Origin of the sequence: Hydrogenophaga sp. UC242_50, assembly GCF_042697355.1 — a bacterium.
Lineage (GTDB): Bacteria > Pseudomonadota > Gammaproteobacteria > Burkholderiales > Burkholderiaceae_C > Hydrogenophaga.
Genome location: NZ_CP170553.1, coordinates 2,452,490 through 2,474,680, shown reverse-complemented (window position 1 = coordinate 2,474,680; position 22,191 = coordinate 2,452,490). Strand labels below are relative to the sequence as shown.

At 69.2% G+C, this 22,191-nt stretch carries 23 protein-coding genes and 3 pseudogenes; 19 read left to right on the top strand and 7 right to left on the bottom strand.

Translation table 11 applies throughout. The features are described from left to right. Positions 1 to 76 precede the first annotated feature (76 nt). The 4 genes and pseudogenes from ACFJGX_RS12720 (at position 77) to ACFJGX_RS12705 (ending at position 2,725) form a co-directional block, all read left to right on the top strand. Positions 77 to 508 (top strand): DUF2306 domain-containing protein, encoded by a 432-nt coding sequence (locus ACFJGX_RS12720; RefSeq protein WP_382320915.1) that lies wholly within the window; start codon positions 77 to 79, stop codon positions 506 to 508. Between the two features lie 37 nt (positions 509 to 545). Continuing rightward, positions 546 to 836 carry a 2TM domain-containing protein gene (locus ACFJGX_RS12715; protein WP_382320917.1) on the top strand — a complete coding sequence of 97 codons (291 nt, stop codon included), beginning with the start codon at positions 546 to 548 and terminating at the stop codon, positions 834 to 836. 38 nt (positions 837 to 874) lie between these two features. After that, the gene (locus ACFJGX_RS12710; RefSeq protein ID WP_382328504.1) at positions 875 to 1,918 is read left to right on the top strand and encodes a sensor histidine kinase; all 1,044 of its coding nucleotides are present in this window, start codon (positions 875 to 877) and stop codon (positions 1,916 to 1,918) included. Further along, positions 1,915 to 2,725: pseudogene (locus ACFJGX_RS12705) on the top strand (LytR/AlgR family response regulator transcription factor). Before ACFJGX_RS12710 ends, ACFJGX_RS12705 begins: the two are co-directional and overlap by 4 nt. A 15-nt stretch (positions 2,726 to 2,740) precedes the next feature. Here the strand turns inward: ACFJGX_RS12705 and hutC are convergent. Continuing rightward, a complete protein-coding gene (gene hutC / locus ACFJGX_RS12700; protein ID WP_382156338.1) occupies positions 2,741 to 3,469 on the bottom strand; it encodes a histidine utilization repressor in 729 nt (242 codons plus the stop codon). Between the two features lie 143 nt (positions 3,470 to 3,612). Here hutC and hutU point away from each other — a divergent pair, with 143 nt between their 5' ends. The 4 genes and pseudogenes from hutU (at position 3,613) to hutG (ending at position 9,055) form a co-directional block, all read left to right on the top strand. Then, positions 3,613 to 5,310 (top strand): urocanate hydratase, encoded by a 1,698-nt coding sequence (gene hutU, locus ACFJGX_RS12695; protein ID WP_382328502.1) that lies wholly within the window; start codon positions 3,613 to 3,615, stop codon positions 5,308 to 5,310. 25 nt (positions 5,311 to 5,335) lie between these two features. Further along, positions 5,336 to 6,884: pseudogene (gene hutH, locus ACFJGX_RS12690) on the top strand (histidine ammonia-lyase). A gap of 13 nt (positions 6,885 to 6,897) precedes the next feature. Continuing rightward, a complete protein-coding gene (hutI, locus tag ACFJGX_RS12685; protein WP_382320921.1) occupies positions 6,898 to 8,139 on the top strand; it encodes an imidazolonepropionase in 1,242 nt (413 codons plus the stop codon). Beyond that, positions 8,117 to 9,055, top strand: coding sequence for a formimidoylglutamase (gene hutG, locus ACFJGX_RS12680; protein ID WP_382320923.1), 939 nt, complete (start codon positions 8,117 to 8,119; stop codon positions 9,053 to 9,055). Before hutI ends, hutG begins: the two co-directional genes overlap by 23 nt. A gap of 20 nt (positions 9,056 to 9,075) precedes the next feature. Here hutG and ACFJGX_RS12675 read toward each other — a convergent pair whose 3' ends face one another. After that, a complete protein-coding gene (locus ACFJGX_RS12675) occupies positions 9,076 to 9,498 on the bottom strand; it encodes a hypothetical protein (RefSeq protein ID WP_382156328.1) in 423 nt (140 codons plus the stop codon). Positions 9,499 to 9,631: 133 nt separating this feature from the next. On the opposite strand from ACFJGX_RS12675, the gene ACFJGX_RS12670 reads away from it, so the two are divergent. Further along, complete coding sequence (locus tag ACFJGX_RS12670; protein ID WP_382320925.1) at positions 9,632 to 10,249, top strand: DUF924 family protein; 618 nt, start codon at positions 9,632 to 9,634, stop codon at positions 10,247 to 10,249. Between the two features lie 56 nt (positions 10,250 to 10,305). On the opposite strand, the gene ACFJGX_RS12665 is transcribed toward ACFJGX_RS12670, so the two are convergent. Next, positions 10,306 to 10,773 (bottom strand): hypothetical protein, encoded by a 468-nt coding sequence (locus tag ACFJGX_RS12665; protein WP_382320927.1) that lies wholly within the window; start codon positions 10,771 to 10,773, stop codon positions 10,306 to 10,308. On the opposite strand from ACFJGX_RS12665, the gene ACFJGX_RS12660 reads away from it, so the two are divergent. After that, positions 10,760 to 12,235 (top strand): choice-of-anchor I family protein, encoded by a 1,476-nt coding sequence (locus ACFJGX_RS12660; protein ID WP_382320929.1) that lies wholly within the window; start codon positions 10,760 to 10,762, stop codon positions 12,233 to 12,235. The genes ACFJGX_RS12665 and ACFJGX_RS12660 overlap by 14 nt on opposite strands. 135 nt (positions 12,236 to 12,370) lie before the next feature. On the opposite strand, the gene ACFJGX_RS12655 is transcribed toward ACFJGX_RS12660, so the two are convergent. Next, the gene (locus tag ACFJGX_RS12655; RefSeq protein WP_382328500.1) at positions 12,371 to 13,627 is read right to left on the bottom strand and encodes a hypothetical protein; all 1,257 of its coding nucleotides are present in this window, start codon (positions 13,625 to 13,627) and stop codon (positions 12,371 to 12,373) included. Between the two features lie 117 nt (positions 13,628 to 13,744). Here ACFJGX_RS12655 and ACFJGX_RS12650 point away from each other — a divergent pair. Both ACFJGX_RS12650 and ACFJGX_RS12645 read left to right on the top strand, forming a co-directional pair. Beyond that, positions 13,745 to 15,575: pseudogene (locus ACFJGX_RS12650) on the top strand (glutamine--tRNA ligase/YqeY domain fusion protein). A gap of 24 nt (positions 15,576 to 15,599) precedes the next feature. Next, positions 15,600 to 16,007 carry a phage holin family protein gene (locus ACFJGX_RS12645; RefSeq protein ID WP_382320934.1) on the top strand — a complete coding sequence of 136 codons (408 nt, stop codon included), beginning with the start codon at positions 15,600 to 15,602 and terminating at the stop codon, positions 16,005 to 16,007. 63 nt (positions 16,008 to 16,070) lie between these two features. Here ACFJGX_RS12645 and ACFJGX_RS12640 read toward each other — a convergent pair whose 3' ends face one another. Further along, positions 16,071 to 16,550, bottom strand: coding sequence for a DUF4124 domain-containing protein (locus ACFJGX_RS12640; protein WP_382320936.1), 480 nt, complete (start codon positions 16,548 to 16,550; stop codon positions 16,071 to 16,073). Between the two features lie 138 nt (positions 16,551 to 16,688). On the opposite strand from ACFJGX_RS12640, the gene ACFJGX_RS12635 reads away from it, so the two are divergent. From ACFJGX_RS12635 to ACFJGX_RS12625, 3 genes are read left to right on the top strand one after another with little or no spacing between them, the layout of a single operon-like run. Beyond that, on the top strand, positions 16,689 to 17,510 hold the full coding sequence (locus ACFJGX_RS12635) for a restriction endonuclease (protein WP_382320938.1): 822 nt from the start codon (positions 16,689 to 16,691) through the stop codon (positions 17,508 to 17,510). A gap of 11 nt (positions 17,511 to 17,521) precedes the next feature. Next, entirely contained in the window at positions 17,522 to 17,887 is a 366-nt protein-coding gene (locus ACFJGX_RS12630) for a hypothetical protein (protein ID WP_382320940.1), read from the top strand. An 18-nt stretch (positions 17,888 to 17,905) separates the two neighbouring features. Continuing rightward, positions 17,906 to 18,229 (top strand): hypothetical protein, encoded by a 324-nt coding sequence (locus tag ACFJGX_RS12625; RefSeq protein ID WP_382320942.1) that lies wholly within the window; start codon positions 17,906 to 17,908, stop codon positions 18,227 to 18,229. A gap of 10 nt (positions 18,230 to 18,239) precedes the next feature. Here ACFJGX_RS12625 and pcp read toward each other — a convergent pair whose 3' ends face one another. Continuing rightward, complete coding sequence (gene pcp / locus ACFJGX_RS12620; RefSeq protein ID WP_382328498.1) at positions 18,240 to 18,866, bottom strand: pyroglutamyl-peptidase I; 627 nt, start codon at positions 18,864 to 18,866, stop codon at positions 18,240 to 18,242. Positions 18,867 to 18,886: 20 nt separating this feature from the next. Next, a complete protein-coding gene (locus tag ACFJGX_RS12615; RefSeq protein ID WP_382320945.1) occupies positions 18,887 to 19,642 on the bottom strand; it encodes a tRNA-uridine aminocarboxypropyltransferase in 756 nt (251 codons plus the stop codon). Positions 19,643 to 19,796: 154 nt separating this feature from the next. Here ACFJGX_RS12615 and ACFJGX_RS12610 point away from each other — a divergent pair, with 154 nt between their 5' ends. The 4 genes from ACFJGX_RS12610 (at position 19,797) to ACFJGX_RS12595 (ending at position 22,158) form a co-directional block, all read left to right on the top strand. Then, positions 19,797 to 20,186, top strand: a complete 390-nt coding sequence (locus ACFJGX_RS12610; protein ID WP_382156306.1) for a hypothetical protein — start codon at positions 19,797 to 19,799, stop codon at positions 20,184 to 20,186. 96 nt (positions 20,187 to 20,282) lie between these two features. Then, complete coding sequence (locus ACFJGX_RS12605; protein WP_382328496.1) at positions 20,283 to 20,762, top strand: hypothetical protein; 480 nt, start codon at positions 20,283 to 20,285, stop codon at positions 20,760 to 20,762. Further along, positions 20,759 to 21,505 carry a GGDEF domain-containing protein gene (locus tag ACFJGX_RS12600; protein WP_382328494.1) on the top strand — a complete coding sequence of 249 codons (747 nt, stop codon included), beginning with the start codon at positions 20,759 to 20,761 and terminating at the stop codon, positions 21,503 to 21,505. The genes ACFJGX_RS12605 and ACFJGX_RS12600 overlap by 4 nt, the downstream gene beginning before the upstream one ends. Positions 21,506 to 21,543: 38 nt before the next feature. Further along, positions 21,544 to 22,158 carry a DUF938 domain-containing protein gene (locus tag ACFJGX_RS12595; protein WP_382325675.1) on the top strand — a complete coding sequence of 205 codons (615 nt, stop codon included), beginning with the start codon at positions 21,544 to 21,546 and terminating at the stop codon, positions 22,156 to 22,158. Positions 22,159 to 22,191 lie beyond the last annotated feature (33 nt).

Genomic DNA, 22,191 nt, shown 5'->3' with positions numbered 1-22,191 from the left:
GATTCGGTCGCAGGCCGCTGGCACCCGGGCGGCGCCCCCGGCACAGTGCGCTCCATCCCCTCCGATGGAGCCCACCATGCAACTCACGCCCCTCATCGCCGTTCACATGACCGCCGCCATCGCCGCCGTGCTGCTGGGCCCGGTGGCGCTCTGGGCACGGCGCGGGCACGCCGCGCGCCAGGCCCACAGCCAGCGCCCGCGCCTGCACCGCGCCATCGGCTACGCCTGGGTCACGCTGATGCTGGTCACCGCGATCTCGGCCATCTTCATCCGCGATTTCAAGCTGCCCAACATCGCGGGCTACACGCCGGTGCACCTGCTGGTGCCCATCGTCTTCGGCAGCCTCTTCCTGGCGTTCCGCGCCCTGCTGCGCGGCAACGTGAACACCCACCGCCGCGTGATGGTGTGGCTGTACGTGAGCGCCTGCCTGGTGGCCGGCGCCTTCACCCTGCTGCCCAGCCGCTACCTCGGCGGCCTGGTCTGGCACCAGTGGCTGGGCCTGGCCTGAACCCTTCCTTTCTTTCCCCCTTGAACTGGAGCACACCATGAACCTCTCGAACCCCCAACACCAGGACCTGGACCGCCTGGCACGCCGCCGCGCGGGCGCCCGCATGGGCTGGTACGTGCACGCGCTGGTCTTTCTTTCGGTCAACAGCGTGCTGGCGATGCTGTCCTTCTCCAGCGGCCGCCACTGGGCCATCTACCCCGCGCTGGGCTGGGGCCTGGGCCTGCTGATCCATGGCCTGGTGGTCTGGCTCGTGCTGGGCGGCGGCGGGCTGCAGCAGCGCCTGGTGGCGCAGGAACGCGAGCGGCTGCAGCGGGAACACGGCCGGTGAGCCCCGTGGCGGCGGCAGGCATGCGGGATACTGCGGCCATGCCGCCGTTCAAGTTCAAGCCCGACATCGCCGCCCGCCGCGCCCTGGTGGTCGTGGTGGTCAACACCGTGATCGCGCTGATCATCACGGCGGTCAACGGCGACGCGTTCGCGGTCAACCTCGTGTACTCGCAGTGCATCGGCCTGGGCATCTGGGCGATGATCGACGGTGGCCGCCACGTGCTCAACCCCAGCGGCTGGCCCGGCGCCTGGCGCATGGCCTTGCTGGTGGTGGTCGCGGTGCTGACGTCCTATGGGGGCGGCAGCGTGGTGGCGAACCTGCTGCTGGGCCGCGATCTGTTCGCGAGCCTGAGCAACGTGCCCCGCGCCACGCTGGGATTCGTGCTGATGTCGCTGGCCGCCGGGGGCTTTGGCGCCTACTACTTCACCAGCCGGGCCATGCTGGCCCATGCGCGCCTCGCGCAGGAAGAGGCCCAGCGCCAGGCCAGCGAGGCGCGCCTGAGGCTGCTCGAATCGCAGCTCGAACCGCACATGCTGTTCAACACCCTGGCAGACCTGCGCGTGCTCATCGGCACCGACCCGGTGCGCGCCACGGCCATGCTGGACCGGCTCAACGACTTCCTGCGCGCCACGCTGACCGCTTCGCGCACCGAGGCCAGCGCCGGCCGCCACACGCTGGATCAGGAGTTCGCCCGGCTGCGCGACTACCTGGAGCTGATGGCGGTGCGCATGGGCCCGCGCCTGCGCTACACGCTGGACCTGCCCGACGAGCTCACCACCCAGCCCGTGCCGCCCTTGCTGCTGCAGCCGCTGGTGGAGAACTGCATCCGCCACGGCCTGGAGCCCAGCCTGCAGGGCGGCGAGGTCCGCGTCAGCGCGCGCCACAAAGGCAGCGACCTGGTGCTGGAGGTCAGCGACACGGGCGTGGGCAGCGAGCCCTCGCCCACACCCGGTTTCGGCCTTTCGCAGGTGCGCGAGCGGCTGGAGACGGCCTACCCGGGCCGTGCGCGCATGGACTGGCAAGGCCAGCCCGGCGGCGGCACGCGCACCCTGCTCACACTGCCATGGACCCCATCCCCATGAACGCCACCGCCCTGCTGGCCGAAGACGAACCGCTGCTGGCCCAGGCCCTGCAGGCCGAACTCGCCCGGGTCTGGCCCGGCCTTCAGGTGCTGCGCCACCGTGGGCGATGGCGACGCGGCGGTGGCGCACGCGCTGCGCCTGCAGCCCGATGTGCTGTTCCTCGACATCCGCATGCCCGGCCAGACCGGCCTGCAGGCCGCTGCCGAGCTGGCGGACGAGTGGCCCGACGGCGTGCCGTTCCCCGCGCTGGTGTTCGTCACCGCCTACGATGCCTACGCGGTGCAGGCCTTCGAGGCGCAGGCGGTGGACTACGTGCTCAAGCCGGTGCAGCCCGATCGGCTGGCGCGCACGGTGCAGCGCGTGCAGCAGGTGCTGGCGCAAAGGCAGCCTGCCAGCGCCGGGGGCGCGGCGTTCGACGAGGCCACGCTCGTGCGCCTGCGCGCCCTGCTCTCGGGCCATGCGCCGGCACCGTCGGCACCACCGCGCCTGCAGGTGATCCAGGCCAGCGTGGGCCAGGGCATCCGCATGGTGCCCATCGGCGAGGTGCTGGTGTTCGAGGCCGCCGACAAGTACGTGCGCGTGCTCACCGCGAAGGGCGAGGTGCTGATCCGCACGCCGCTCAAGGAGCTGATTCCGCAGCTGGACCCGGCGGTGTTCTGGCAGGTGCACCGCGGCACGGTGGTGCGCGCCGATGCCATCGACAGCGTGCAGCGCGACGAAGCGGGCAAGCACAGCCTGCGCCTGCGCGGCCGCCCCGAGAACTGGCCGGTGAGCCGGCTCTACGCGGCGCAGTTCAAGGCCATGTGAGGCCAGCGGTGCGGCTCAGAAGCTGCCGGTGAACTGGTAACGCGATGCGGGGTGCCACATCGCGGCCACCGAGGCCACCTGCCCTTGCGACTGCGTCTGCCGGCGCAGCACCAGGCAGGGGTCGCCCGGCGCCATGTGCAGCATCTCGGCCACCTCGGGTGGCGGCGCGCTGGCTTCGATCACGAAATGCACGCCCTGCAGCGGCGCCACGCGCATCAGGTAGGCGTTGGGCGTCTGGCTGTTGAAGTCCTGCGCCATGTAGTCCGGCGCGACCCGGGGGTTGACCCAGCGGTCTTCGACCTGGATCGGTTCGCCGTTCTCGAAGTGCACCACCACCGAGTGGAACAGCGGCTGATCGGCCTTGAGCCCGAAGCGGCGCGCCAGCGCTTCGCCCGCCTTGGCGCGTTCGAGCTTGTGCAGCTCGCTGCGGTGGGCGTGGCCGCGCGCGGTGATCTCGTCGGCGATGTTGCGGATCGCCACCAGCGTGGCCTGGTACTTCTGCTGCGCCACGTAGGTGCCCGAGCCCTGCACGCGCTCGACGATCTGCTCGTCGCTCAGCTCGCGGATGGCGCGGTTCACCGTCATGCGTGAGACGCCGAACTCGCGCGCCAGCGCCTCTTCGGCCGGGATGGCGTCGCCCTCGCGCCAGACGCCGGCCTGGATCTGCGACAGCACGTGCTGCTTCACCCGCAGGTAGGCAGGGGTTCGTTCGGCGGCGGGCAAGGCGGGAGGAGCGGAGGTCATAGGGTTTCTACCAGGGCGTGAACCGCTGAAGTGGTCTTGACAGCATCGATTATCGGCAGATAAAGTTGTCTATACATATTCAAGATTATCCGGAAAATATGTACACCATCACCAGCCGCCACCCGCCTGAAGGAACCCGCCCCGTGACCACCACCGTCGACCCCCGTCTGGACCCCACCCGCGTGATCCGCGCCCCGCGCGGCAACACCTTGCATTGCAAGAACTGGGTGGCCGAAGCCGCCTACCGGATGATCCAGAACAACCTGGACCCCGAGGTGGCGGAGAACCCGCAGCACCTGGTGGTTTATGGCGGCATCGGCCGCGCCGCGCGCGACTGGGCCTGCTTCGACCAGATCCTGGCCTCGCTGAAAGACCTCGAAGAGGACGAGACCCTGCTCGTGCAGTCGGGCAAGCCGGTGGGCGTGTTCAAGACGCACGTCAACGTGCCGCGCGTGCTGCTCGCCAACAGCAATCTGGTGCCCAAATGGGCCAACTGGGAACACTTCAACGAACTGGACCGCCAGGGCCTGTTCATGTACGGGCAGATGACGGCAGGCTCGTGGATCTACATCGGCAGCCAGGGCATCGTGCAGGGCACGTTCGAGACCTTCGTCGAGGCCGGCCGCCAGCACTACGGCAACGACCTGGCCGGCCGCTGGATCCTCACCGCCGGCCTGGGTGGCATGGGCGGCGCGCAGCCGCTGGCCGCCACGCTGGCCGGTGCCTGCTCGCTCAACATCGAGTGCCAGCAGAGCAGCATCGACTTCCGCCTGCGCACGCGCTACGTGGACAAGCAGGCCAGCGACATCGACGACGCGCTGGCGCTGATCCGCCACCACACGGCGCGCAAGGAAGCCGTCTCGATCGCGCTGCTGGGCAACGCGGCCGAGGTGCTGCCCGAACTGGTGAAACGCGCCCAGGCGGGCGGCCTGCGGCCCGACCTCGTGACCGACCAGACCTCGGCTCACGACCTGATCAACGGCTACCTGCCCATGGGCTGGAGCGTGGCGCAGTGGAAGGCCGCGCAGCGCGATTCGGCCCAGCACGCGCAGCTGGTCGACGCCGCCGCGAAAAGCTGCGCGGTGCACGTGCAGGCCATGCTCGACTTCCACGCCATGGGCATCCCCACCGTGGACTACGGCAACAACATCCGCCAGGTGGCTTTCGACCAGGGCTTGAGCAACGCCTTCGACTTCCCCGGCTTCGTGCCGGCCTACATCCGCCCGCTGTTCTGCGAGGGCAAGGGCCCGTTCCGCTGGGTGGCGCTCTCGGGTGACCCGGAAGACATCCACAAGACCGACGCCAAGATCAAGGAGCTGTTCCCGCACAACCACCACACCCACCGCTGGCTGGACATGGCGCGCGAGCGCATCGCCTTCCAGGGGCTGCCGGCCCGCATCTGCTGGCTGGGCCTGGGCGAGCGCCACCTCGCGGGGCTGGCATTCAACGAGATGGTGCGCACGGGCGAACTCAAGGCGCCGATCGTGATCGGCCGCGACCACCTGGACACCGGCTCGGTGCGCAGCCCCAACCGCGAGACCGAGGGCATGCGCGACGGCACGGACGCGGTGAGCGACTGGCCCTTGCTCAACGCCCTGCTCAACACCGCCGGTGGCGCGAGCTGGGTCAGCCTGCACCACGGCGGCGGCGTGGGCATGGGCTACTCGCAGCACGCCGGCATGGTGATCGTGGCCGACGGCAGCGACGCGGCCGCCGAGCGCCTGGCGCGCGTGCTGGTGAACGACTGCGGCTCGGGCGTGATGCGCCACGCCGATGCGGGCTACGAGCTGGCGATCGCCACTGCGAAGAAGCACGGCCTGAAACTCCCGATGGTGGCCTGAACGCAGGCGCGAGACACTCCCTCCCATGACCCTTCCCACCCTCACCCTCCAGCCCGGCCAGATGGCGCTGGGCGACCTGCGCGCCGTCTGGCAGCAGGCTGTGCCCGTGCAACTCGCGCCCGAGGCCCAGGCCGGCATCGCGGCCTCGGCCGCGGCGATCCACGCCATCGTTCAGAAAGGCGACGCGGCCTACGGCATCAACACCGGCTTTGGCAAGCTCGCGCGCACGCGCATCCCGGACGAACAGCTCGAGACCCTGCAGCGCAACCTGATCCTGTCGCACTCGGTGGGCACCGGCGAGCCCATGAGCGACGCCACGGTGCGCCTGGTGATGCTCATGAAGGCCGCCAGCCTGGCGCGTTGCGCACTCGGGCGTGCGGCCGGTGGTGATCGACACCTTGCTGGCCCTGCTCAACGCGGGCATCTCGCCGCTGATCCCGGTCAAGGGCTCGGTGGGCGCCTCGGGCGACCTCGCCCCGCTCTCGCACATGACGCTGGCGCTGATGGGCGAAGGCGATGTGTTCGTGCAAGGCCGGCGCGTGCCCGCCGCCACCGCCTTGAAGAACGCCGGCATCTCGCCCCTGGTGCTCGCCGCCAAGGAAGGCCTGGCCCTCATCAACGGCACCCAGGTGTCGACCGCGCTCGCGCTGCACGGCCTCTTCATGGCCGAGCGCCTGCTGGAGGCCGGCACCGTGATCGGCGCGCTGTGCGTGGACGCCGCCAAGGGCAGCGACGCGCCGTTCGACCCGCGCATTCACACGGCGCGCGGCCAGCCCGGCCAGATCGCCGTGGCCGCCGCCACGCGCGCGCTGCTGGCGGGCAGCCAGATCCGCCTCTCGCACCTGGACAACGACGAGCGCGTGCAGGACCCCTACAGCCTGCGCTGCCAGCCCCAGGTGATGGGCGCCTGCCGCGACCTGATTTCCAACGCCGCGCGCACGCTGCTGATCGAAGCCAACGCCGTGACCGACAACCCGCTGGTGTTCACCGACACCAACGAAGTCATCTCGGGCGGCAACTTCCACGCCGAGCCGGTGGCCTTCGCGGCCGACACGCTGGCGCTGGCCATCGCCGAGATCGGCGCCATTTCCGAGCGGCGCATCGCGCTGCTGATCGACAGCACGCTCTCGGGCCTTCCACCCTTCCTGGTGGACAACCCGGGCCTGAACTCGGGCTTCATGATCGCGCACGTGACCGCCGCCGCGCTGGCCTCGGAAAACAAGTCGCACGCCCACCCCGCCAGCGTGGACAGCCTGCCCACCAGCGCCAACCAGGAAGACCATGTGAGCATGGCCACCTTCGCCGGGCGCCGGCTCGACGAGATGGCGCGCAACACCGCGACCATCCTCGGCATCGAGTGGCTGGCCGCGGCGCAGGGCGTGGACTTCCACCGCCCGCTGGCCACCAGCCCGCGCCTGGCGCGCACCCACGCCGCGCTGCGCGAGCGCGTGCCCTTCTACGCGCAGGACCGCCTGTTCGCGCCCGACATCGAGGCCGCGCTGCGGCTGGTGCTGCAAGGCGAGGCCGGCGCGGGGCAGCAGGACCTGTGCGCCGCCATCTGGGCGACCCCCTGAGGCCCGCGCCGCCATGAGCCGCCTCACCCTCTGGCGCAACGCCCGACTGGCCACGCTGACCCCGGCCCGGGGCGGCGACGGCTGGGGCCTGATCGACCGGGGCGCCCTGCTCACCGAGGGCGGTCGCATCGCCTGGGTGGGCGCGCTGGCCGACCTGCCCGCCCTCGCCCGCCCCGCCCAGGAGGTGGACCTGGGCGGCGCGCTCGTCACCCCCGGCCTGGTGGACTGCCACACCCACCTGGTCTACGGCGGGCAGCGCGCGACCGAGTTCGAACAGCGCCTGCAGGGCGTGAGCTACGAAGCCATCGCGCGCGCGGGTGGCGGCATCCGCTCCAGCGTGGCCGCGACGCGCGCCGCGAGCGAAGCGCAGCTGCTGGCCAGCGCCCGCCAGCGCGCGCTGTGCCTCATGGCCGAAGGCGTGACCACGCTGGAGATCAAGTCCGGCTACGGCCTCTCGCTGGAGGCCGAGGTGCGCTGCCTGCGCGTGGCGCGCCGCCTGGGCACCGAACTGCCGCTGACCGTGCGCACCACCTTCCTGGGCGCCCACGCCGTGCCACCGGAGTTCGAAGGCCGGCCGGACGGCTACATCGACGCCGTCTGCGCCTGGCTGCCCGAGCTGCACGCGCAGGGCCTGGTGGACGCGGTCGATGCCTTCTGCGAGCGCATCGGTTTTTCACCCGCGCAGACGCGGCGCGTCTTCGACACCGCGGTCGGCCTGGGCCTGCCGGTCAAGCTGCACGCGGAGCAGTTGTCCGACCAGGGCGGTGCCGCGCTCGCGGCCTCCTACCGGGCGCTCTCGTGCGACCACCTCGAACACCTGAGCGCCGAGGGCATCGCGGCCATGCGGGCGGCCGGCACCGTGGCCGTGCTGCTGCCGGGCGCGTACTACTTTCTCCGGGAGACGAAACTGCCGCCCATCGAGGCGCTGCGCGCGGCCGGCGTGCCGCTGGCCGTGTCCACCGACCACAACCCTGGCACCTCGCCGGGCCTTTCGCTGCTGCTCATGGTCAGCATGGCCTGCACCCTGTTCCGCCTCACGCCGCTGGAAGCGGTGCAGGGCATCACGGTGAACGCCGCGCGCGCCCTCGGCCTGGCCGACCGTGGCCGGCTCGCCGCCACCCAGCGCGCCGACTTCGTGGCCTGGAACCTCGACCACCCGAACGAACTGGCCTACTGGTTTGGCCGCAACCCCTGCCACCGCGTGGTGGTGGGCGGACAGGAAAGGACACCCCATGGACATGGCACCCCCCTTTGAATGGAGCGGCCGCGTGGACGCCGAAGAGACCGGCGTCACCACCCGCTGGCACCAGCACGTGCGCGCGGCCACCACCAGATCCACCGGTGGCGTCACGCTGATCGGCTTCGCGGTGGACGAGGGTGTGCGCCGAAACGGCGGCCGCCCCGGCGCGGCGCGCGGGCCCGTGTCGCTGCGCCACGCCCTGTGCAACCTGCCCGTGCTGGGCGAGCCCGCGGTGTGGGACGCCGGCGATGTGAGCTGTGGGAAGGGTGGGCTCGAGGACGCCCAGACCCGGCTGGCCGCGCGCGTGGCCCAGGCCATTCAACACAAGAGCCTGCCGCTGGTGCTGGGCGGCGGCCACGAAATGGCCTGGGGCACTTTCCAGGGCATCGTGAAGAGACGCCCCGACACGAACCGCCTGCTGGTGGTCAACCTCGACGCCCATTTCGACCTGCGCACCGCGGCCCAGGCCAACTCGGGCACACCCTTCCGCCAGATGCACGACTGGTGCGTGCAACACCAGCAGGCCTTCAACTACCGGGCGCTGGGCATCAGCCGTTTCGCCAACACCCAGGCCCTGTTCGACCGGGCGCGGCAGATCGGCGCGCGTTACTGGCTGGACGAGCACCTGCAGGACGCGGGCGGCGTGCACGACGCGCAGCAGGCGCTGTCTCTCGACCTCGCGCAGTGCGATGCCGTGTACCTCACGGTGTGTCTGGATGTCTTGCCCGGGGCGCAGGCCCCGGGGGTGTCAGCGCCAGCGACGCTGGGCGTGCCGCTGGCCCATGTGGAGCGGCTGATCGATCAGGTGATGGCGTCTGGCCGCGTCGTCGCGGCCGACATCGCCGAACTCTGCCCGGTGCTCGACCGCGATTGCATCACCTCGCGCCTGGCGGCGCGGCTGGCCGCGCGCATCGCCCGCGGCGCGGCCTGATCACCACGCATGCGCCTTGCTCAGCGGCGGCGACCGTCGTAGCGGCCGTCGTCACGGTCGTGGCGATGGCCGTGTCGGCGGCCTTCCCACCGTGGCGCGGGGCCCCAACCGGAGCGGTAGACGGGGCGCGGCGCGTAGTACACCGGCGGCGGCCCGTAGTAGATCGGGCGGGGAGCGTAGTAGATCGGACGGGGGGCGTAGTACACCGGCGGCGGCGCGTAATACACGGGGGGCGGGGCGTAGTAGACCGGCGGTGCGTTCGACACGCCCACGACCACGCCCGGGGTATTCACACCAATGGACCAATGCACGTCGCTGCGGGCGTGGGCCTGCGAGCCCATGGCCGACAAGGCCCAGGCACCAGCGGCCAGGGTGGCGAGGGTGAGGCCACGGGCCAGCGCCGAGGTGCGGCTCCAGGGGGTTTTCAAGGTCTGTGTGTTCATGTGGGCTCCAATGCAGGGTGGTTTGCGCACCCCGTGACCGTATTACAGGCAATTCCGCGCTAACCTGTTCCACATACTCGGTCAAAGTCGTTGCCAGACGTAACGCCTGCCCCATCTTTACATTGAAACCCCCATGAAAACCCTCATGCCACCCACCGCGCAGGACGTGCTCGACTTCTGGCTCGGGGACGGCCTGGAACGCGGCTGGTGTTCGGACAAGCGCGACGAGCTCTGGTTTGGCGGCAGCCCCGAGATCGACACGCGCATCCGCGAGCGTTTTGGCGCGCTGGTGGCACAGGCGCTGGACGGCGGCCTGGGCGAGTGGGAGGCGCGCATCGACACGCGCCTGGCCCTGGTGCTGCTGCTCGACCAGTTCACCCGCAACGTGCACCGGGGCCAGGCGCGCGCGTTCGCGGGCGATGCGCGGGCCCAGCAGCTGTCGCTGCAGGCGCACGCCAGCGGCATGGACGCCGAACTCGCCACCGTGGGCCTGGTGTTCCTGAACATGCCGCTGATGCACGCGGAGGACGCCGCCCTGCAGGCCGAGAGCGTGCTGCGTTTCCAGCGCCTGCTCGACACCTGCGCGCCCGAACTGCGCGACACCCTGGAGCGCAACCTCGAATTCGCGCGGCTGCACCGCGACATCGTGGACCGCTTCGGCCGCTTTCCGTACCGCAACGCCGTGCTCGGGCGCACCAGCACGCCCGCGGAAGAAGACTTCCTGAAAGACGGGCCGCGCTTCGGGCAGTGAGGCCGGCGCGTCCCAGGGAAACGTCACCAAAAAGACACGAATAAGTCACGATCGCGTCACGGCCGGTTTCTACAACCGTGGTTTTCAACCACCACGTCGAGACCGCCCGAATGCGCCCCCTGCTGCCCAGCACCCCCACCACCCGCCTGTTCACCGCCTCGCTGCTCATGACCGCCGTGCTCGCCGCCTGCGGTGGCGGCAGCGATGCCCCGGCGCCCACCACGCCGACGCCCGAGGCCACGCCGGTGAGCCTGAAGCTGGAGAAGATCGGCGGCTACAGCACGGGCCAGTTCGGTGTGAGCGCGGCGGAGATTCCGGCCTTTGACGCCGCCAGCAAGCGCCTGTTCGTGGTCAACGCGCAGCTCGGCGCGGTGGACGTGCTCAACCTGGCCAACCCCGCCAATCCGGTGAAGATCGGCGTGATCGACGCCACCGCGGTGCTGGCCGGCGCCGAGATCAACAGCGTGGCGGTGCACAACGGCATCGTGGCCGTGGCGCATCCAGGCCCCGGTGAAGACCGACACCGGCCGCATGGCGCTGTACCGCGCGAGCGACCTGAGCCTGATCAGCTCGGTCACCATCGGCGCCCTGCCCGACATGGTGACCTTCACGCCCGATGGCAACACCGTGCTGGTGGCGAACGAGGGCGAGCCCAGCGACGACTACCAGGTGGACCCCGAAGGCAGCGTGAGCGTCATCGACGTGCGCAACCCCGCCGCGCCGGTCGTGCGCACCGCGACCTTCACCGCGTTCAACGGCCAGGAAGCCACCCTGCGCGCCGCCGGCGTGCGCATCTACGGCCCGAACGCCACCGCCGCGAAGGACTTCGAGCCCGAGTACATCGCCGTCTCGGCCGACAGCAAGACCGCCTGGGTGACGCTGCAGGAGAACAACGCGATGGCCAAGGTGGACATCGCCACCGCCACCGTCACCGGCGTGCTGCCGCTGGGCCACAAGGACCATGGCGTGGCCGGCAACGAACTCGACGCCTCGGACACCGACGGCGGGACCATCAACATCAAGACCTGGCCCGGCGTGCGCGGCATGTACCTGCCCGACGCCATGGCCTCGTACACCGTGGGCGGCGCGACCTACCTGGTCACCGCCAACGAAGGCGACGCGCGCGCCTGGGGCGAAGGCAACGCGGCGTACTGGGGCGGTGACGCCACCAAGGGCTTCGTCGAGGAGTTCCGCGTCAAGCACCTGGTCAACAAGAACGGCTGGGCCGGCCGCGCGGGCGACGACCTGCCACCGCAGCTCAACGCCATGGCCGCGGGCGGCCTGCTGAACCCCGCCACCTTCGGCTACTGCGGTGCCATTGCCGGCGACCCGATGGGCTGCCGCGCCGATGCCGCCCTGGGCCGCCTGAACATCAGCTGGACCATGGGCTACCGCACCAACCCCGATGGCTCGCCCATGATGTTCAGCGCCGCCGGCGTGGCCGATCCGCTGGGCAACCGCCTGATGTACGACCAGCTGTACAGCTACGGCGCGCGCTCCTTCAGCATCTGGAACGCCAATGGCGGCCTGGTGTGGGACTCGGGCGCGGAGATCGAGAAGTTCCTCGCCAGCAGCGACTGCAAGCTCGGCCGCGACCGCAGCATTCCCTGCGCGACGTACTTCAACTCCGGCCACGACGAGGGCAACGCGAAGGACAGCCGCAGCGACGCCAAGGGCCCGGAACCCGAGGGCATCGCGCTCGGCCAGATCGGCACCAAGACCTTCGCCTTCATCGGCCTGGAGCGCATGGGCGGCGTGCTGGTGTACGACATCACCAGCCCCACGGCACCCAAGCGCGTGGACTACCTCAACACCCGCGACGAGTGGGTCACCAACCCGCCGAGCCTGGCCACGGCGGGCGACCTGGGCCCCGAAGGCCTGGTGTTCATCCCCGCGGCCCGCTCGCCCAACGGCAAGCCGCTGCTGGTGGTGGGCAACGAAGTGAGCGGCACCACCGCGGTGATGCAGCTCAACCTCACGTATTGAAGGGCTCCCCCCGCGCGCCTTCGGCGCTCCCCCCTCTCTCGCCTTCGGCGGGAGGGGGGCGACACCTGGGGCCGGCGGAGCCGGACCCTCGGTGTCTCTGGATGCGGTCACTTCATTCGGGACGCGCCAGTGGCTTCAGTGCTGCCGGCAGCCAGTCGGCCAGCCGGGCGTGGAGGCGGTCTTCGTTGCGCTGCCACCAGATGCCCAGCGCCACCACCCCCAGGCCCAGCAGGGTGAGCGCGAACGGGAACAGCAGGCTGTCCTCGAACACGCGGTAGGCCAGGTAGCCCAGGTAGCTGGCGCACGCCGATGGCGCCCAGCACGGTGAACACGCGCCGCCCGATGGCCGCGCCGAGAAACACCAGGAACACGTTGATCAGCGCGTACAGGAACTTGTTGAGCTCGGAATCGCTGTCGCGCAGGCTGAGGCCGCCCCAGAACATGATCGCGCCGAACAGGTAGAGCCAGAAGGCGAAGTCCTGCCGGTCTTCGGCGTTGTCGGCGGTGCGCGTGCGCAGGTCCACCCACACCGCGATGGCGCAGGCTGCGCAGGCCGAACACCAGCGACACGTCGCGCGTGAATGTCCAGTCGAAGCCGTCCTTCTGCATCAGCATGTGCGCCACATCCATGCTGAGGTACCAGATCGTCACCGCCACCGGCATCACCATGAAGGGCAGCTTGTAGCGGTACAGCAGCACCACGGCGGCGGCCAGCGTCGCCAGTTCCAGCGTGAGCCAGCGCCAATCGATGTAGCGGTGGTAGTCGCGGTAGCTGTCGGGCCCACCCTCGGGCCACAGGCCGATGCCCGACTGGAACGCCCACACCGCCAGCGGCACCAGGCACACGGCCAGCGTCGCCAGCACGCCGGCGGGCGTGCGCAGGCCCTTCTCCAGCAGGTTGCCCGCCACCAGCAGCGCCCCCGTGAGGTAGCCCAGGGCCAGCACGAACACGCCCCAGGCGCCGAAAAGCTCCCAGCCCAGCGTCATGAACAGCGTCATGGCGCCGATGGCCAGCATGCCGCCGAAGTAGTAGAGGGTGTTGGTGAAGCTGAACGCCGGGCCCCGGTCCAACGCTGGGCGCGGGGCCTGGGCCGGCGGTGCCGCCCAGCCGGCGGCGAGGTCTTCCTGGGCGAGCTCGGCCGCCGTGGGCACCACGGAGGGGGACGGCGAGGCACCTGCCGCCACCCGCAACGGGCTGCCCGGCGACGCCCACGACGCCCAGAGCGCATGCGCCTCGGCCGGCTGGATGGCCCCACTCTCCACGGCGGCCTCCACGTCGCGCCAGCCCAGCTGCACGCGCACCGAGGGCAGGAACACGTCCTCCGTCTGCGTGATTTCCCACCGCGTCGGCTCGTCGGTGGGCATGGTGTCGGGGTTGTCGTTGTTGTTCATCTCGGGCTTCCTCTTCCTCGTCCGGGAACGGCCACGATACCGGAAAGCGCCACCCTGGAACCAAAGTAGCACTCGGCCCGGCGCGGTGGGCATCGGGCCGGATCAATAGAATGGCGCATGAGCTCCACCCACCCCAGCAACAAAACCAGCACCCCCGCCACCGAGGGCGAACACAAGGTCAGCAACTTCCTGCGCCAGATCATCGAGAACGATCTGGACAAAGGCACCTACCAGAGCCGCCGCTGGGCGGGCAGCCCCGGCGACGCCGCGCACCAGGCCCAGGGCCAGCCCGACCCGGCCAAGATCCGCACCCGCTTCCCCCCCGAGCCCAACGGCTACCTGCACGTGGGCCACGCCAAGAGCATCTGCCTGAACTTCGGGCTGGCGCGCGACTATGGCGGCGTGTGCCACATGCGCTTTGACGACACCAACCCGGAGAAGGAAGACACCGAGTACGTCAACAGCATCATCGATGCCGTGAAATGGCTCGGTTTCAGCTGGGAGGCCCACGGCCGGCAGCACCTCTACCAGGCCAGCGACTACTTCGACTTCATGTACCGCGCGGCCGAGTACCTGGTGCAAGCCGGCCACGCCTACGTGGACGAGCAGACCACCGAACAGATGCGCCTGAACCGGGGCGACTTCGGCAAACCCGGCGTGGACAGCCCCTTCCGCAGCCGCACGCCCGCCGAAAACCTCAAGCGCCTGCGCGAGATGCGCGACGGCCTGCACGAGGACGGCAGCATGGTGCTGCGCGCCAAGATCGACATGCGCCAGCCCCAACATCAACCTGCGCGACCCGGCGATCTACCGCATCCGCCGCGCCACGCACCACAACACGGGCGACACCTGGTGCATCTACCCGATGTACACCTTCGCGCACCCCATCGAGGACGCGCTGGAGCAGATCACCCACAGCTTCTGCACGCTGGAGTTCGAAGACCAGCGCCCGTTCTACGACTGGCTGCTCGAACGCCTGTGCGAAGGCGGCCTGCTGCAGACCCCGCCACCGCGCCAGTACGAGTTCGCGCGGCTCAACCTCACCTACGTGATCACCAGCAAGCGCAAGCTCGCGCAGCTGGTGTACGACCACAAGGTCAGCGGCTGGGACGACCCGCGCATGCCCACCATCGTCGGCCTGCGCCGGCGCGGCTACACGCCCGAGAGCATCCAGCTGTTCGCCGAGCGCATCGGCGTGACCAAGAGCGATTCCTGGATCGACTACAGCACGCTCGAAGGCTGCCTGCGCGAAGACCTGGAGAACAAGGCCCACCGCGGCATGGCCGTGCTCGACCCGGTCAGGCTGGTGCTTACCAACTGGGCCGAGACCTTCGGCAGCGATGACTACACCGAAGACTGCACCCAGCCCGCTCTGCCCCACTCGGCCATCGCCGAAGGCCAGCCCGAGCCCGCGCCGCGCGTGTTCAAGATCGGCCAGGCCGTGTGGATCGAGCGCGAGGACTTCGAGGAAGTGCCACCCAAGGGTTACAAGCGCCTGTTCCCCGGCAACGTGGTGCGCCTCAAGGGCGGCTACGTCATCGAATGCACCGGTTGCGCGAAAGACGCGGACGGCAAGGTCACCGAAGTGCACGCCAAGGTCATCCCCGGCACCAAGAGCGGCACCCCGGGCGCCGACAGCGTGAAGGCCAGGGCCGCCATCACCTGGGTGAGCGTGGCCGATGGTGTGCAAGCCGAAGTGCGGCTCTACGACCGCCTCTTCCTCGATGCGCAGCCCGACGCCGGTGGCAAGGACTTCATCGAAGCCCTGAACCCGAACAGCCTGAAGGTGGTGACCGCCTACGTGGAGCCTTCACTGGCCCAGGCGAAGCCGGACGACAAGTTCCAGTTCGAACGACACGGCTACTTCGTGGCCGACCGCCAGGACCACGTGGCGGGCAAACCGGTGTTCAACCGGGCGACGGGGTTGAAAGACTCCTGGGGCAAATAAACACATCCAAGGGAACATCCCACCATGCTCACCAACCTCACGCCGTTCCTGCTGCACTGGGCCATCACGGGGTTCGCGCTCTGGGTGGCGAGCCATGTGTTCAAGGGCATCCAGTTCAGCAGCACGTCATCGCTGGTGGTGTCGGCGCTGCTGCTGGGCCTGGCCAACGCGATCGTGCGACCCTTGCTCGTGCTGCTGACCTTGCCCTTGACGCTGCTGACCTTCGGCCTGTTCCTGCTGGTCATCAACGCGCTGATGCTGTTGCTGGTGGCCAAGGTGGTGAACGGCTTCAAGGTCGATGGCTTCTGGACGGCGTTCTGGGCCAGCCTGTTCATGTCGTTGCTCAGCGTGGTGCTCGGCGCCTTCGTGCTGGGCGGCTCGCCGGAGTACACCATCGAGACCAGCCCGGGGCCTGGGTCTGTCTGGCTTTGAGTCCTGAAGACGCGACCGAGCAAACCGTTTCACCGCCGCTCATGGCGGCACGTGGGCGCAAGCTCAGCAATTCAGTTCGCGATAGCGCTTGCGGCTCTGGAACAGGTCCCACTGCGCTGCATGCAAGTTTTGCGGACTCGCACTGCGCTCCACTGCCTCCTGGCTCTCCAACCGCGAATCCAGCAGCGCGCATTCCAGCTTGGCAGCGTGCGGTAGCTTGAATCGCCGATGCAGGGTGGCGCGCTGTGAATCGTCCAACCCTGTGATCGGGCGCATGGCATCTCCCATGACCTTGTCCAACTCCGCACGGCGCACGTCAACCCCCTTGCGGCTTACCCCGCTGGATTTGTCCAGCCCCTGCGTGGGCGTGGTGTCTACCGCTCGGGCACCGACGCAGGGCTCGTGAAAGTAGGTAACCTGACCTTTGGCCTCGCAGCGGTACACGGTCTGTGCCTGCCCGGCAAACGTCACCAGGGCCAAGACCAGGACCGCTGGTCGGCCCAGCGTGATCGTTCGCCGGTTGCCCCACACTTTCGTTCGCATTCGCCTCTCCCCCATGTTTTGGTCTGCGGCATCATGCCTGCGCCGACACCACAAAGAACAGGGGAGTTCCGCCAATTGCGCAAACCGCCACATCGCCGATCGCGCCGACGAGACCAACGGCCCTTTCTGAAAAGGGGTGTGACCGCCCTGATGGTCGGGGCCGGCTTCTTTCTGGCGTTCCTGATGCTGTCCGGGCACCCCCGGTTTGGTGCGATGGGTGTCGCGCTGCTCACACCGGCATGGCTGGCAACCGGCTTCGGCGTGCTGCTGGTGGGCATCCACTACGTGCTGCAGGAAAAGACCGGAGAAGCCAAACAGCCGCTGCCGAAAATCTCACCGCCACCGCTGCGTGCCGCTGCGGCCCCCACGGCAACGGAGACCAAAGCAACCAGCCCTCCCCCCACCAACTGGAGTCCTGCCGTTTTCAAGGCCATCGAATGGCGGCGCTTCGAAGCGGTCTGCGAAGCGCTGTTCGCGCAAGCCGGGTTTGAGGCGCGCACGCAGTCGCATGGACCCGACGGCGGGGTGGACGTGTGGCTGCATTCAAAGCACGCGCAAGGGCCCGTGTCGGTGGTGCAATGCAAGCATTGGCTGTCCAAGCCGGTGGGCGTCAAGGAAGTGCGCGAGTTCTTCGGTGTGATGGCATCGCACCAGCTGAAACGCGGCACCTACGCGACCACCTCGACATTCACGCCCGACGCATTGACGTTCGCCAGGAGCAACGGCATTCACGCGCTGGACGGTGTCGGTCTGCTCAAGCTGATTGCCACGCGCACATCCGAGCAGCAGCAAGCCTTGCTGGCCGTGGCTTTTGAGGGCGACTACGCGCGGCCGACCTGCGCCAGCTGTGGCACCAAGATGGTGGAGCGCCAGTCCCGCAAGGACAGCTCCATGTTCTGGGGATGTGCGAACCACCCCCGATGCAGGAAGACCCTGACAATGGCACGGCAGGCCGCGTAAACAACAGCCCCATGCACCAGCACGTCTGCCCTCACTGCCGCAACGCCTCGGTGCCCAATCTGGCCGTTCGTTGGTCCAGCAGAGAAAGCCCCGCCGAGTGCGCGGCATGCGGCCAGCTTTCTCATGTCGTCAGCAGCACGTCCAGCGGCATCTGGGTGTTCGGTGTGCTTTTGGTGGTTGCTTCAGGGATTGCCGCGTTGGTGACGCAATCCCTTTGGGTGGGCCTTGCGGGTTTGGCGCTGATGGTTGCCTGCAACGTATGCGCATGGCGGCGTACAGAGCTGTGGCCGATCAGCAAGACCGATGCCCGGACGGCCAACAAGGTGGGTTGGTGGGCGGCCATCGGGGCCTGGGTCGTGGCGCTTTTCGTGAACTGATCGCTGGCGTCTGCACCCATGGCCCGCCCCCACCACCACGTCTACGTGATCGAACTCTCCAGGGACGTGCTGAACGAAAGCAAATTCCGCAAGAACAACCCGGGCTACATCGACGGCAAACCCTGCGTCTACGTCGGCATGACCGGCCTCGACCCGGACGTGCGTTTCGACAAGCACAAGGCCGGCATCCAGGCCAATGCCTACGTGTTCAAGTACGGGCTGCGCCTGCTGCCCGACCTCTACGAGGCCTTCAACCCCATGCGGTACGAAGCGGCCGTGGAGAAGGAAATCGAGATCGGCATCGACCTGCGCTCGGCCGGTTTCGGCGTCTGGCAGGCCTGAGTCGGCCGGCTCAATGGGTGGTGCCGGCGCCCAGCGCGTGGTCCTTGTCCACCTGCAGCGCGCTGCGCACGGCCACCCGCAGCCCGCGCACGATGTCGTCGAGCGCCATGTTCGGCACCCCCTGTTCCGGCAGCCACGGCACGTGCACGAAACCACCGCGCGTGTGCGCCAGTTCTGGCACCGTGGACAGGGTGCGCATCAGGCCGTAGAACACGTGGTTGCAGACAAAGGTGCCGGCGGTCTGCGACACCTCGGCGCCCACGCCTTCTTCGTGCAGCGCGGCGAGCATGGCCTTGATGGGCAGGCCGGTGAAGTAGGCCACGGGCGCGTCCCGGACCACCGGCGTGTCCACGGGCCTCGCGCCCGCGTTGTCGGCCAGGGGCGCGTCGTTCACGTTGATCGCAGCACGCTCCAGCGACAACACCTTGCGCCCACCGGCCTGCCCCACACAGATGACGAGGGCAGGCTGATGCTGCCGCAGCAGCGCGTCCAGCTCGCACAGCGAGGCGTCGAACACGGTGGGCAACTGCGCCGCCACCACGGTGTGGCCGAGCACTTTGCGGCCGTGCAGCGCCTGCACGGCCAGCCAGCTGGGGTTGAGCGATTGGCCGCCGAAGGCGTCGAAACCGGTGAGCAAGACCTTTTTTCTGCATCGCGTCAATCTACCGCACGCAGCGCCTGCAGCCGCCCGTGGGCCTCGGAGGCGATGTCCAGCGGGGTGCTGCGCTTGATGCTGAGGTAGTGCGCGGTGAACACGTCCAGCCACGCGGCCAGCGTCTGTGCCGCATGGCTTTCACCGGCCAGGTCCAGGCAGAGCGCCGCCACTTCGGATGTGCAGAAGTGGCTCTCGCGGAACGACCGCCTCAGGCGGTAGTTGGAGACCACCTGTTCGGGGTGCAGGCTGAGCACGGGCAGGTGGTCCAGATAGGGGCTCTTGCGGAACATCTTGCGCGCTTCGGACCAGGTGCCGTCGAGCAACACGAACAAGGGTTTCCTGGCGCTTCCGTGTGCGGGCTCCGCGTGCTGCAGTTCGGTCACCACGCGCTCGGGCGGCACGAACTCGCCGGGAAACACGAGGTAAGGCTGCCATTGCGGGTCAGCCAGCAGGGCGGGCAGGCCGGGGTCCACTTCGGTGCGGGACCATTTGAAGGCCCAGGTGTCGGCCACCACGTCGGCCACCAGCCAGCCGGTGTTGCTGGGCTTGAGCGCTTCGATGTCGCCCATGATGAGGCAGACGCCGGCGTGCGTGGGCGTCCGCGGGCGCCAGGCGCACAGGCAATGGCTGGCGGTCAGCCGGCAACCGGCGCAGCGCCCCAGGCCCGAGCCGCGGGCCACAAAAGGTTTGGCACTGGCGGCCAGGCGGGCGGTGCGCAGGCGCGAGACGGCATGCCCGGAGGCGGAAACAGAATGCATGCAAGGAATGTAGGCGCAAGTGCCCAGGCAGGGATTTTTCTTACACCCGCGGTCGCCAGATGTAACGCCTTTCGCGGTCAGCCGGCCCTGGCTCCGTTGGTCGCCCTGCGGGGCGGCCTGAACGGCGTTTGGCACATGATGGCGGGGATTTCTCATGACCAAGACCACCAGCTCCAAGACCAAGTCCGGGCGGCGCAAAGCCCATCGGCGCAGAACCCAACCCCTGCTTTTCAACGGCCTCGGCGCGCTGTTGGCAGGCATCTTCCTGTGGATGGTGTCCTTGGCGATGGCGACCGAGGCTTCGCTCAAGTCCGCCGCCAAGGCCTTGCTTGCACCGGCCTGGATGGCGCTGGGCCTGGGCGTGGGGCTGCTGGTGCTGCACGTGATGTCCAAACGCCGCGCGCAGGCCGAAGCGGCCATGCTGCTGCGCCAGCACTCGACCTTCCTCGAACCGATGCCGCGGCTCAAGCCCCGCCCCAGCAAGCCCAGGCACAAGGAGCCCTTTCAGGGACAGCAGCAGCGCACATCGGCCACGGGCCGGTAGCGCTTGCGCTGCTGGATCCGCACGCAATGCGAAAGGGCGTGACAAACTTGACGGGATAGGACCTCGCCCTCCCGGTCGACTCCCGATAATCCTCGCATGCCCATTGCCGAAATCGCTGTCTGGTCCGCCATGCTGGGTGGCTTGTGCACCCTCGCGGCACTGGCACTGGCTGACCTGTTCCAGGGCCACAGCATCGGCTCTCTTCGCAACCTGCTGTTCGTGTCGATCACCGGCGCCAGTTGCGTGGTGATGACGGGTTTGCCCGAGGTCTTCTTTCCCGATCTGCCCGAGCGGCTGATGATGGTGCTCAAGGCCGGCCTGGGCCCGGCGGCCGGGGCCATGGGCCTGTACTACGTGGGCACGTGGCTGGGCGGCGCCCGCGAGGACGGGCGGGTGCACCGGCTCACAGCGGTGGGCGGTGCGCTGCTGGTGTCTGCCACGGTCATCCTGGTGGTGCTGGCCAGCCAGATCGAACCCGACAATTTCCGCGAATTGCTGGTTGCGCACCGCGGTGGTGAACATGGTGCCGGTGTTGCTGGCGCTGGCTGCCGCGTTGCGCGCCGCCCGGCTGGGTGACCCGCTCGCGCGCTGGATGGTGGTGGCGCATCGGCTGCCTGGCCGTCACGACGATCGGCCACTACCTGCGCGGCCTCGACGTGCCGGGGCTGGGCCTGGGCGCCTGGCTGTTCACCGCGGTGATCACGCTGGTGTTTTTCCTCATGGCCTCGGTGCTGGGCCTGCTGCGCAACCGGCACAACCGCGAGATCGCGCGCCTCTCGCGCCTGTCGAACAGCACGGACCCGGCCACCGGCCTGTCCACGGGTTCGGCCCTCATCGCCGACGTGGAGCACGCCCTCTGGCGCGCCGCCCGCCTGGACTGCGAGGCAGCCGTGTTGTGCCTGTACGTGAGCAACCTGTACGAACTGGCCGAATCGGCCGGTCCCAGCGCGGAGCATCAGATCCTGTCCACCGTGGCGGCGCGCATCCGCCGCGCGGCGGGCTTTCGTTGCGTGGTGGGGCTGTACCACCCCCGGTGCTTCGTGGTGGTGCTCACCATGGACCCGCACCAGCCCCCCGTGCGCGCCACGGCCGCGCGCATGGCCTTGACGGTGTCCAACCCCTTGACGGTGTTCGACGAGCAGCGCAAGCGCCAGCCGTTTCGCCCGCGCATCGGCCTGGGCGTGGTCACGGTGGACCCCGCCAGCGCCACGCCCACCGACGTGATCAACGAAGCCGAGCGCCAGGCGCTGGCGATCGCCAGCACGGCACCCCGCGACGGCGAACAAGGGGTGGAAACCGAGCCCGCGCGCCTGCGCTGACGGCCCTGAGCGCCCAGTCCGTGCCGGACAATGGCCTCATGAACGCCAACATCCTGCGCCTGAGCCCCGCCGCCGAACGCAACAAGCGGCCCATTCTGGACGTGCTCCGCCAGGTGCTGCCCGAGCAAAGCCGCGTGCTGGAGATCGCCTCGGGCACGGGCCAGCACGCGGCCTGGTTCGCCGCCGCCATGCCGGGCTGGCGCTGGCAGCCCACGGACTTCCAGGCCGACGCCCTGCCCTCCATCCGCGCCTGGGCAGCCGACACCACCGCAGGCCATGTGCTCGCGCCGCTGCAGCTGGACGTGCTCGCACCCGCGTGGCCGGTGGGCCCCGAGCCTTTTGACGGCATCTATTGCGCCAACATGCTGCACATCGCGCCCTGGGCGACCTGCGCGGCGCTCATGCAGGGCGCGGCCCGGCACCTCACGCCGCTGGGTGCGCTCATCACCTATGGTCCCTACCTGGAAGACGGTGTGCCCACCTCGCCCGGCAACCTGGCGTTCGACGAGAGCCTGCGGCGCGAGAACGCTGCCTGGGGCATCCGCCGGCGGGAAGCCGTGGAGGGTGAAGCCCGGCGCGCCGGCCTGGTGCTGAGCGAACGGCATGCCCTGCCGGCCAACAACCTGCTGCTGGTCTGGCGCCGGGAACCCTGAGCCCTCGCCCCGGCTCCACCTCTCTACCACCGC

Coding starts and splice junctions, on each gene's coding strand:
- ACFJGX_RS12720 (WP_382320915.1), top strand. CDS start 77: ATGCAACTCACGCCCCTCATCGCCGTTCACATGACCGCCGCCATCGCC.
- ACFJGX_RS12715 (WP_382320917.1), top strand. CDS start 546: ATGAACCTCTCGAACCCCCAACACCAGGACCTGGACCGCCTGGCACGC.
- ACFJGX_RS12710 (WP_382328504.1), top strand. CDS start 875: ATGCCGCCGTTCAAGTTCAAGCCCGACATCGCCGCCCGCCGCGCCCTG.
- hutC (WP_382156338.1), bottom strand. CDS start 3,469: ATGACCTCCGCTCCTCCCGCCTTGCCCGCCGCCGAACGAACCCCTGCC.
- hutI (WP_382320921.1), top strand. CDS start 6,898: ATGAGCCGCCTCACCCTCTGGCGCAACGCCCGACTGGCCACGCTGACC.
- hutG (WP_382320923.1), top strand. CDS start 8,117: ATGGACATGGCACCCCCCTTTGAATGGAGCGGCCGCGTGGACGCCGAA.
- ACFJGX_RS12675 (WP_382156328.1), bottom strand. CDS start 9,498: ATGAACACACAGACCTTGAAAACCCCCTGGAGCCGCACCTCGGCGCTG.
- ACFJGX_RS12670 (WP_382320925.1), top strand. CDS start 9,632: ATGAAAACCCTCATGCCACCCACCGCGCAGGACGTGCTCGACTTCTGG.
- ACFJGX_RS12655 (WP_382328500.1), bottom strand. CDS start 13,627: ATGAACAACAACGACAACCCCGACACCATGCCCACCGACGAGCCGACG.
- ACFJGX_RS12645 (WP_382320934.1), top strand. CDS start 15,600: ATGCTCACCAACCTCACGCCGTTCCTGCTGCACTGGGCCATCACGGGG.
- ACFJGX_RS12640 (WP_382320936.1), bottom strand. CDS start 16,550: ATGCGAACGAAAGTGTGGGGCAACCGGCGAACGATCACGCTGGGCCGA.
- ACFJGX_RS12630 (WP_382320940.1), top strand. CDS start 17,522: ATGCACCAGCACGTCTGCCCTCACTGCCGCAACGCCTCGGTGCCCAAT.
- ACFJGX_RS12625 (WP_382320942.1), top strand. CDS start 17,906: ATGGCCCGCCCCCACCACCACGTCTACGTGATCGAACTCTCCAGGGAC.
- ACFJGX_RS12615 (WP_382320945.1), bottom strand. CDS start 19,642: ATGCATTCTGTTTCCGCCTCCGGGCATGCCGTCTCGCGCCTGCGCACC.
- ACFJGX_RS12610 (WP_382156306.1), top strand. CDS start 19,797: ATGACCAAGACCACCAGCTCCAAGACCAAGTCCGGGCGGCGCAAAGCC.
- ACFJGX_RS12605 (WP_382328496.1), top strand. CDS start 20,283: ATGCCCATTGCCGAAATCGCTGTCTGGTCCGCCATGCTGGGTGGCTTG.
- ACFJGX_RS12595 (WP_382325675.1), top strand. CDS start 21,544: ATGAACGCCAACATCCTGCGCCTGAGCCCCGCCGCCGAACGCAACAAG.